Annotated in this window: 8 protein-coding genes; all 8 read left to right on the top strand. The window is 46.2% G+C overall.

All coding sequences use genetic code 11. The features are described 5' to 3' along the window. Positions 1-555 precede the first annotated feature (555 nt). The 8 genes from V3S16_RS07590 (at position 556) to V3S16_RS07625 (ending at position 9669) form a co-directional block, all read left to right on the top strand. Positions 556-1410, top strand: coding sequence for a DUF6599 family protein (locus V3S16_RS07590; RefSeq protein WP_413884071.1), 855 nt, complete (start codon positions 556-558; stop codon positions 1408-1410). 242 nt (positions 1411-1652) lie between these two features. After that, complete coding sequence (locus V3S16_RS07595; protein WP_413884072.1) at positions 1653-2525, top strand: DUF362 domain-containing protein; 873 nt, start codon at positions 1653-1655, stop codon at positions 2523-2525. 70 nt (positions 2526-2595) lie between these two features. Next, positions 2596-2979: a DUF2784 domain-containing protein gene (locus tag V3S16_RS07600; protein ID WP_413884073.1), complete on the top strand. Its 384-nt coding sequence runs from the start codon at positions 2596-2598 to the stop codon at positions 2977-2979. Between the two features lie 7 nt (positions 2980-2986). Beyond that, a complete protein-coding gene (locus V3S16_RS07605) occupies positions 2987-3616 on the top strand; it encodes an acyloxyacyl hydrolase (RefSeq protein WP_413884074.1) in 630 nt (209 codons plus the stop codon). Positions 3617-3651: 35 nt separating this feature from the next. Beyond that, positions 3652-5925: an acetate--CoA ligase family protein gene (locus V3S16_RS07610; RefSeq protein WP_413884075.1), complete on the top strand. Its 2274-nt coding sequence runs from the start codon at positions 3652-3654 to the stop codon at positions 5923-5925. 172 nt (positions 5926-6097) lie between these two features. After that, positions 6098-6943 (top strand): electron transfer flavoprotein subunit beta/FixA family protein, encoded by an 846-nt coding sequence (locus V3S16_RS07615; protein WP_413884076.1) that lies wholly within the window; start codon positions 6098-6100, stop codon positions 6941-6943. A gap of 3 nt (positions 6944-6946) precedes the next feature. Further along, complete coding sequence (locus V3S16_RS07620) at positions 6947-7954, top strand: electron transfer flavoprotein subunit alpha/FixB family protein (protein ID WP_413884077.1); 1008 nt, start codon at positions 6947-6949, stop codon at positions 7952-7954. A 2-nt stretch (positions 7955-7956) separates the two neighbouring features. After that, positions 7957-9669 (top strand): acyl-CoA dehydrogenase family protein, encoded by a 1713-nt coding sequence (locus tag V3S16_RS07625; protein ID WP_413884078.1) that lies wholly within the window; start codon positions 7957-7959, stop codon positions 9667-9669. Positions 9670-9863 lie beyond the last annotated feature (194 nt).

Genomic DNA, 9863 nt, shown 5'->3' on the forward strand with positions numbered 1-9863 from the left:
CCGAACTTGTGATCACGTGCAGACATTGCCGGCAAAGGATGTATTCCTCATCGTCCGACTCTTTTTCTTCCGCCTCGCTCTCAACCAAGCTGTCGAGCATTTCATCGCTTTGTTTTTTACGCGGCGGACGCAAATGAAAGGTAGTATGCGGAGCGGCGGTTGCCATTTTTGACCTTATTTTGCCTAATTTGGGCGATTGTCGAGTTAGGAAAGATTGACGATCTCGGAAAAAGTAACGAATTCAACTACAGATGGCTAAGTAAAAAGGTTCATATACAAGGCGTAGTATTTTTTCAGGAACGAGGCTATACATGTAGTATGCCGAGTGTCTGAAAAAATACTACAACGCAGTAGATGGGACTTTTTAGGACGCCATCAAGATTTATCTTTGCTTGAGTACATCAAAGATATAATATAAATACAGATTTTCTATTGTTTTCACAACCAAAAATAAATTCTTGATGAAAAATTGACTTTTTTTACAATTTATTAATAATTAAAGAGATCCCCTCTTTAAAAAGGCCTGCAATGAAAACGTTTTCATTTATTGTCATTTTGATTATTTTTGTTTTAAGTTCATGTACAGGGGTACGTGTAAAAGGATTTTACCAAGCTCTGCCAAGTCAGGTGGGGAAATGGAAAGCACATGATAAAGATGAATTCTATAACCGTAACACGCTCTATGAATATATTAATGGTGGTGCCGAGCTCTATTTGGCTTTTGATTTTCAGCAGGTTTTTGTCAGACGATATATTGGTTCCGATAACACCGAAATCATTCTTGATATTTATGACATGGGAAGTGCCGGTGATGCCTTCGGCATTTTTTCAGTGGAACGTGAAGATGAAGACATCGGCATCGGCCAGGATTCCGAGTATGGCGGAGGTCTGTTACGATTTTGGAAAGGCCCCTATTTTGTCTCCATAATAACAACCGGGGAAGAACAAACCGCCAAACCCATAATGATCAAACTGGCGCAAGCCGTCGATCGTATTATGGATACTAAAGGATTAAAACCGGGCCTGCTGAAAGCTTTGCCGCGTGACGGATTAGATGAAACAAGTTTACGATTTTTTCATACCGATTCTATTCTGAACAGGCAGTATTTTCTTGCAGAAAAAAATATTCTAAAACTGGATAAACACACGGATTGTGTTTTAGCAAAATATAAGGGGTATGATAATTCTGCTTACATATTACTCATTCAATATCAAAACAGTGTTTTAGCCGATGATGCCTATCATACTTTTTTAACTGCTTACATGCCGGAAGCAATAGAATCAGGGATTGTGCAGGTGGAAAATGAGACCTGGACGATGACAAAAACAGACGGCAGCATTTTAATTATAGTTCTGGAAGCCACTCAAAAGGATTTTGGCATGAACTTAATGGCCAAGATAAAACCCTAACCTGGACGAACCCCGAGGGCGGGACAGGCCGGTCGTAGTGCAACGGAGATCCCGTCCTCATTGAAACTGAAGCTTGGAACCAAAAAAATATGCCACAAAGGCACGCAGACACAAAGGATATATCTATTATTCATTTTTCGTGCCTTGGTGCCTTAGTGGCAATAAAAAAACTGCCACAAAATGCACGAATTTTACAATTAATGAAAGCATCGAGGGTAACACTTACAGAGAGATGACTTATTATGGAAAAGCCGATTACGCGTCGGGATTTTATGAGGACAACCGCCGGTTTTACTTTTGGAGCGGCTATCGGGCTAAAGATAAAGCCTCGAGAAAAGGCAGAAGTAGTTTTAATAAGAGATAAAAATGCTCTGGATGCAAATTCAAAAACAGATGAAAACATCATTCAGCAAATGCTCGACAACGCCGTAATGACCTTGACCGGTGAAAATGATCCCATCAAGGCGTTTGGTCGGCTAATACAACCTGATGATATAGTAGGTATAAAGAGTAATGTTTGGTTCTATATGCCCACGCCCAGTGCAATAGAAAGAGCTGTCGAACGCAGAGTTTTGGATGTGGGTGTTAAAAAAGAGCATGTCAGCATCGACGACCGGGGTGTGCGCGGGAATCCGGTATTTAAAAAGGCAAGCGCCATTATTAATATGCGCCCTTTGCGAACCCATTACTGGTCGGGGATCGGAGGCTGCATAAAAAATCTGATCATGTTTGCGCCATCACCTTCAAGATATCATCCGGATAGCTGTGCGGACCTGGCGCTGGTATGGGAACTGCCGCTTGCAAAAGATAAAATACGGTTGAACATTTTAAGTGCATTGACTCCCCAATTTCAAGGTCGCGGGCCGCATCACTATGACAGAAGATATGTGTGGCCCTATAAGGGCATCATTGCTGGTAAAGATCCTGTTGCGGTTGACTCCGTAGGATTGGAACTCATCAAGGCCAAACGCAAGCAACATTTTGGCCGCGAAATCAAGTTTGAAACGATTCCAAAGCATATAAGGATGGCGGATGTAAAGTACAACCTGGGTACAAGCGATTTAAATCAGATTAAATTGATTAAACTTGGCTGGCAAGAGGACATCTTAATTTAACCTAAAATAAGTGTAAAATAATTTAGTGGGAAATTACATTTCCAAGAAGTCAAATTGGAGTGCTAAGCCAGTGTATTCTTCTTTATCGGATGTTGTAGTTTTATTACATTTTATTTATATAATATTTTCCGTTGCCGGAGGAATCCTGTGCATTTGGCGGTCGAGAATCATCTGGCTGCATGTGCCGGCAGCTCTGTGGGCTGCCCTGATTTCTTTTGCCGGCTGGATTTGCCCCCTGACGTATCTGGAAAACTGGTTGCGCCTCAAAGGCGGGGGTACGGGTTATGGACAAGGATTTATTGTTAAATACCTGGGACCTGTTTTGTATCCCGGCGGACTCACACCCTACCATCAGGTAGCGTTGGGGATAATTGTAATTGTTTTGAATCTGGCGGTATACGGGTATGTCCTGCGACTCGCCGGCTGGTTCTCACTCAAAGGAAAGGAGGTCTAAACTCACTATGTCGCTGAAATTGAAACTCACTATGTTACTGGAATGGAAACTCTACATTTTCGTGCTTGCAGCTGTTGTCATGGTTATGATTTCCTCGCCGTTAGCGTTGGCGGAAGAGACTGAGTCCGGTTTGCAATCCAAATTTTCCTTGACGGAATCAACGATGATCGCAGGTTTTGGAAAAGGAGGATTTACGGAAGGCTCCTACGAGCATATTGTGTTAATCTGGCATCTCGGCTTTGATCTTAAACGCGTTTTTTCTCGACTGGAAGATAATCGCGGCATTCTTACCTTTACTATGGAACCGAAGATCAATCCGGTGATCTCTCCCGCCGAGAAGGACGTGGAATTCGGTATCAGTTTCGGCTTGAAGTACAGGTATCCCTTGACACAAAAGTTGTCCGGTTATGTGCTGGGTTCGATGGGCCCCCACTATATCACCGTCAAAAGCACAGATCAGGCCAACGGTTTTATTTTTTTCAATACAGTCGGTGCCGGTTTTTCCTTTTTCCTGACGGAAAAGACCGCCCTGAGTTTGGAGTACCGCTTCAGACACATTTCGAATGCCGATACCCAAGAACCCAATGTGGGCATAGAATCCCATATAGGTGCAATCGGCTATTCGGTGTTTTTTTGATAACCGTTCAGGAGTTCAGGGTTCAAAGGTTGGCAATGGACAATCAGCTTGATCCTACCAGTTTGAAAGCAATTGAGCAGATTATGGCCGCTGCCCACGCTCAGGATCGCAGCATGCTCTTTGAGCATGAAGTATATGCTATCCTGTCGGTGCTGGGCCTCAATACGCCGGTTCACATTCTGATCCGGGATGAAAAAGAGATCGACGCGAGTCTGCTTGCCAGATTCAGCAGTGAAAAAATCGTTATGAAGGTGGTGGCCCGGGAACTCGCGCACAAACAAAAAGTCGGTGGTGTTCAAACGGTCTATAAAGACCTGGAATTTGTCAAATACTCTTATGGCCGCATGCAGGCCGCTTTCGCGGACCGGAAGCTGGAGGTCGCAGGCATTCTGTTTGTTGAATGCATTACTTATTCTAAAGATCTGGGCAATGAAAATCTGCTGGGGTTCCGGGAAAGCGAAGCCTTCGGTCCGGTAATCTCATTCAGCAAAGGCGGCAGCGATGCCGAGCATTTTGCCCAACACTATTCACCCCCCAATCTAATACTTGCTCCTATTAGCCGGCGCTGGGCGCAAGCCTTGCTGGAATCGACCCATATTCAAAAAAAATACATCTCGCAGGGAAAAACCGGTTATATCACCAAAATTGTTGATGCGGGTGTAAAATTCAGTTCCCTGGCCGTATCTTTTTCAAATTACTTCTCTGCTGAAACTGAATTTGTCATAACCGAGTTTGAAATCAACCCGTATATCTTCACACCGGGCGACACCTATATTGCTATTGACGGCTTTGCGCGGTTCGAAAAACGCCAAACGCCGCCGGCTAACCTGACAATCGTTCCTATGGCGACCATGGTACCGTTTTTTGAACCTGCCGGCATTGCGGTGGTCGGTGTCAGTACTGTCGATAGCAAGAAAACGGGCAACATTATCATGGGCAACCTGGTCAATTTAGACCGTAAAGACGTTTACGGTGTCAATATCAAAGGCGGTAGTGTCGACATTTTGGGGAAACAATTACCGGTGTATAAATCCCTACGGGATATTGAAGGGCAAGTAGATCTGGTAATTATCTCCGTTCCGGCGGCTGATACGCTTGCCGTTGTCAAGGAATGTGTCCCCAAAGGGGTGCAGGCGGTTATTATCATCCCGGGCGGTTTCAGCGAAGTCGATAAGAACAGCGCGCTGGAATCAGAAATATTTGCCATTGCCAAAGCTGCCGGATTTCGGGTTATGGGGCCCAACTGTCTCGGCGTCATTTATGCGGGGAGTGATAAAGTCAAAGGCGTTAACACTTTTTTCACTACACAGGAAAAGTTTGCCGTCAAACTGGAAAAAGACAGCAATGTAGCTATTCTCAGCCAAAGCGGCGCTCTGGGAATCGTTGAAATCGAAAACTTAAAAAATGCCATTGTCCCGAAAGTGATCGTCAGTTACGGCAACCAGCTCGATGTCGATCCCTGCGATCTGGTCAATTTTTTCCAGAATGATCCCAAGGTGGACGTCATCGGATGTTACATCGAAGGGTTTAAGCAATATGCCGGCCGAAAATTTTTCAATATTGCGGCCCAGAGTAAAAAGCCGATCGTGATATACAAGGCCGGCAGGACCGAGGCCGGCCGTAAAGCTACTGAATCACACACCGCCAGTATTGCCGGGGAATACCCCGTGGCCAAGGCGGCTATGAAACAGGCCGGCCTGATTGTGGCCGAAACCATGATCGACCACAGCGATTTTATCAAAACGTTTGCGCTTTTAAACGGTTTTCAAGTAAACGGCAATCGAGTGGCTATTATTGCCAATGCCGGTTATGAAAAGACTTACGCCGCCGATAACCTTGGCGACCTGCAAGTAGCTGCACTTGATGCCGAGACCACCCGGGCCCTTGAGAAAATCCTGCCACCCATGGCTGTTGCCGATCCGTTGCTGGATTTAACCCCCATGGCTGATGACGAAACTTTTGCAAAATGTATGGAAATTATGCTGCAATCAGAGTCCGTGGATGCCCTGTTTGTCTCCATAGTTCCTCACAGCGCCCGTATCCATACAACTGACGCTGAAATCGATCAGAATAAAGATAACATTGCAGCCCGCATCGTTAAAATCGTTCACAAATATAAAAAACCTGTGGCAATATCCGTCAATGTGGTTTCAGACGTCGATGCGATTTACAACAAACTTGGTAAAACCCTTGATTCCGGTGGCGTCCCCACCTTTCTTACCGCCAAGCGGGCCATGCTCTGTCTGAATGCGTTTATCCGTTATTGGCTTTTGCGAAAATCCGATATGTATGGAGAATGGCTGAAATAGAAACCTGATTGAGGCCTGTTTTTTCTTGACAATAATGCCACGTTGTGGCACACACAAAAATATATTTTAACGCTTTACACGCATGTAAAAAAGTAGATATATAAGGCCTGTGTGTTGCTCAAGTATCGTAGCAACAAAACAGGTTTTTTTTGAGGTGCCGATGGCTTATCGTATGGTTTGTTTAATTAAGCAGGTTCCGGATACACGCAATATCACCGCTGACGTATTGCGTGAAGACGGAACCGTCAATCGCCGGGCTCTGCCGGCAGTCGTTAACCCGGACGATCTATTTGCCCTGGAAATGGCTCTGGATGTCAAGGATAAGTACGGGGGTGAGGTCACGGTCATATCCATGGGGCCTCCGGCGGCGATCGAAGTACTCAGGGATGCCATGAGCAGAGGAGCTGATCACGCCATCCTTTTGACCGACAAGAAGTTTGCCGGTGCTGATACACTGGCCACATCGCATGTATTGGAAAGCGCCATAAGAAAAAATGGTTCCTTTAACCTTATATTCTGCGGCAGGCAGGCGATCGATGGTGATACGGCCCAGGTCGGCCCCCAAGTTGCCGAAAAACTCGATATACCCCAGGTAACGTTTGCTGAAGCCATCGAGTCTTTGGACCAAGATGATATTGTCATCCGGCGGGCCATAGAGGGTGGATTCGAACGCATTCGCGGCAGGATTCCGCTGCTTGTCACCGTAACCAATACCGCTGCAAATCCACGGCCGCCTTCGATAAAACGCCAGATGTTCTGGAAAAAAGCCCAGGCGCGCTCCAGTGTGCAAAGCGAAGAAGAACGAGAAATGCTCTCGGGCCGCAAGCTTTTAATACCTGTTTGGGGTCTTGCAGAAGTTGGCTGTGCTGCTGAAATATGCGGTTTTGCAGGATCCGCAACCTGGATAAAGAATGTAGAAAATGTAAAATTAACCGCTAGTGAGCCCAAGTGTTTCGATACTTCCGCTGGGGGCATTAAAAAGCTTATCAATGAACTGATCGACGAGCATATCATTTGAATTATGGAAAACGGAGTTTGGGTATTTATAGAAAACGATGCGGGAACCATTGCAGATGTGAGTATGGAACTGCTTTGGAAAGGCAGAGAACTGGCCGACCAACTGCGCTGTGAACTGGGCTGTTTTATTATCGGGCATGGAGTTTCAGAGGCGGCCTCTGATCTGATAGCCTACGGTGCCGACATGGTTTGCGTAGCCGATCATTCACAGTTGGCCCATTATCTGACCTTACCATACACTCGCATAGCAGTAGAGCTTATCAATGAATATCGGCCCAGCATTGTGCTGATCGGTGCCACCAACACCGGGAGAGACCTGGCACCCAGAATTGCTTCCCACATGCGAACAGGTCTGACGGCGGATTGCACGGACTTGCAGATTGGAGAGTATAAATTCGGCAAGAGGATCTGGAAGGAACTTCTGCTGCAGATTCGTCCGGCGTTTGGCGGCAATGTGATCGCAACGATTGTTACGCCTGAAACAAGACCGCAGATGGCAACTGTGCGAGAGGGTGTTTTCAGGCAGCCTGCTGCGGATTCTGCCAGAAAAGGGACAGTTGTTGAACTGAATCCGACCCTGACCGAACAAGACCTGATTTTCAAAATCGTCGAACGCGTTAAAGCCGCAAAAAAGGTTAATCTAAAGTCTGCCAGAATTATTGTCGCCGGCGGCATGGGGGTGGGATCAAAAGACAATTTTGAGATTGTCCGTGAACTTGCCGGAGTATTGGGAGGAGAAGTGGGGGCCACACGAGCGGCTGTGGATGCCGGGTTTGTCGACCATGAGCGCCAGATAGGACAGACGGGGGTTACCGTTCGTCCGAATCTATATGTAGCGTGCGGGATATCGGGAGCCATCCAACACCGGGCAGGCATGCAGGAGTCCAGTAGAATAATAGCCATAAACACGGATGCCAATGCGCCCATATTTTCCATTGCCCATTACGGAATAACAGGGGACCTTAATGAGGTTATTCCCAGGATGATCAAAGCGTATAAGGAAAAGGATTAGAAGTGGCGAATTACTTCACTGACAACGAGGATATTAAGTTTCATCTTAATGACGAACGCTTTAAAGCAATCTTAGAGCTTAGGGAAAAAGGCTATACCGACAACAAAGCGTACCCGTTTGCGCCGGATAATTTTGAAGATGCACTGGACAACTGCCATCGGGTTTTGTCGCTGATCGGTGAGCTGTCAGCCGAGATTCTGGCACCGGCCGCTACTGATACTGATCGCCAAGGGTGCCGCCTCGAAAACAATGTGGTGAGCTATGCTAAGGGCACCCAGGAAATGATAAAGCGTCTTAAACAAGCCGAGTTGTTCGGTTTTACCCTGCCGCGCAAATATGGGGGGCTAAACTTTCCGTTAACTGTTTACATGATGGCTGTCGAGATCGTATCGCGGGCTGATGCAAGTTTTATGACTCTATTCGGTTTGCAAGAAATCTCCGAGACGATTCACCGGTATGCAAGTTCCGAACTGAAAGACAAATACCTCCCCAAGATGGCCTCCGGTGAGTACTCCGGTGCCATGGTGCTGACGGAACCGGAGGCCGGGTCGGATCTGCAGGCCATCAGTCTGCGGGCGACTTACGACGAGAAAGAAGAATGCTGGTTCTTAAACGGCGTCAAACATTTCATTTCAAACGGGTGCGGCGATGTTCTGCTGGTGCTGGCTCGCTCCGAGCAGGATGTACAAGGGGCCCGCGGATTAAGCCTTTTTCTATATGAAAAAGACGAGAATCTGCTGGTTCGACGCCTTGAGGACAAACTCGGCATCCGCGGTTCTCCAACTTGTGAGCTTCAATTTAAAAACTGCCGGGCATACCTTGTCGGGGAGCGTAAACGGGGACTGACGCGCTATGTCATGTCGCTGATGAACGGGGCCCGGGTGGTCGTTGGTGCCCAAAGCATAGGTATTGCCCAGGAAGCCTATAATCAGTCCTTGCAATATGCCCAACAGCGCAAACAATTTGGCAAAAGCATTATCGAATTTCCTCCTGTTTTAGAGATGTTAACCAATATGCGTGTCCAGATCGAAGCGGCCCGCAGCCTTACGTATGAAGCCTCGCTGGCTGTTGATGTTCATCACGTCTATAATCGTTACGGAACAAAAGACAAAGAAAGCGCCGCCAAAATTAAGGAATTAAATCGTTTCGCCGGTCTGCTCACTCCCATGGTCAAATATTATACCTCTGAAATGTGTAATAAAATAACCTATGACGCCATTCAAATTTTTGGCGGGGCTGGATATATGCGGGACTATGAGGTTGAACGTCTATATCGAGACGCCCGCATAACCAGCATATACGAGGGTACATCACAACTTCAAGTCGTCGCCGCCGCCGGAGGCATTACTTCGGGGCTCTTTTTCAAATTTTTGGAAATAAAGATTAGTCAAAGCTTCCCGGAAGCATTCAATCCCCTTGTCGAGAAAATAAGAGAATGTGAAAAATTATTACAACAGGCGGTAAGTAGCGTCAAAGACAAGAACGACCATCTGTATTTAGAATATCATGCCAGGGGATTGGTGGACATGGCCACTGAAACCCTAATAGCGGTTTTGCTGCTGCAGAACTCCATAAAATCCGATCACAAATTTGATATTGCCAAAAAATTTGTTGCAGACACTTATGTCAGAGTCAAAATGCTGGCCGACAAGACAATTAACGGCGATGATTTTGTAATTTATGAGTGCCGGCAAATAATTGATTCCCCAATATAAACCCCCGATCGACATACCCTTGTGGTAACAGTTCAGCCACTAAGGCACAAAGGCACAAAGAAAGAGTATGGATTATAAGCCTTTATCAAAAAAGCGTAATGTCCGTTGCTAGTTGTCAATTGCCCGTCGCCAAGGGCGAAAAAGGTGGTTAATTCAATTAGAGATGAACAAATTTTTTACAAATTTGTGCTTGA

This window comes from Candidatus Desulfatibia sp. (assembly GCF_036446775.1).
Lineage (GTDB): Bacteria > Desulfobacterota > Desulfobacteria > Desulfobacterales > UBA11574 > Desulfatibia_A.

Bases quoted from the DNA above. Each gene is read 5' to 3' on its own strand.
- V3S16_RS07595 (WP_413884072.1), top strand. From the start codon at position 1,653: ATGGAAAAGCCGATTACGCGTCGGGATTTTATGAGGACAACCGCCGGT.
- V3S16_RS07605 (WP_413884074.1), top strand. From the start codon at position 2,987: ATGTCGCTGAAATTGAAACTCACTATGTTACTGGAATGGAAACTCTAC.
- V3S16_RS07610 (WP_413884075.1), top strand. From the start codon at position 3,652: ATGGACAATCAGCTTGATCCTACCAGTTTGAAAGCAATTGAGCAGATT.
- V3S16_RS07615 (WP_413884076.1), top strand. From the start codon at position 6,098: ATGGTTTGTTTAATTAAGCAGGTTCCGGATACACGCAATATCACCGCT.
- V3S16_RS07620 (WP_413884077.1), top strand. From the start codon at position 6,947: ATGGAAAACGGAGTTTGGGTATTTATAGAAAACGATGCGGGAACCATT.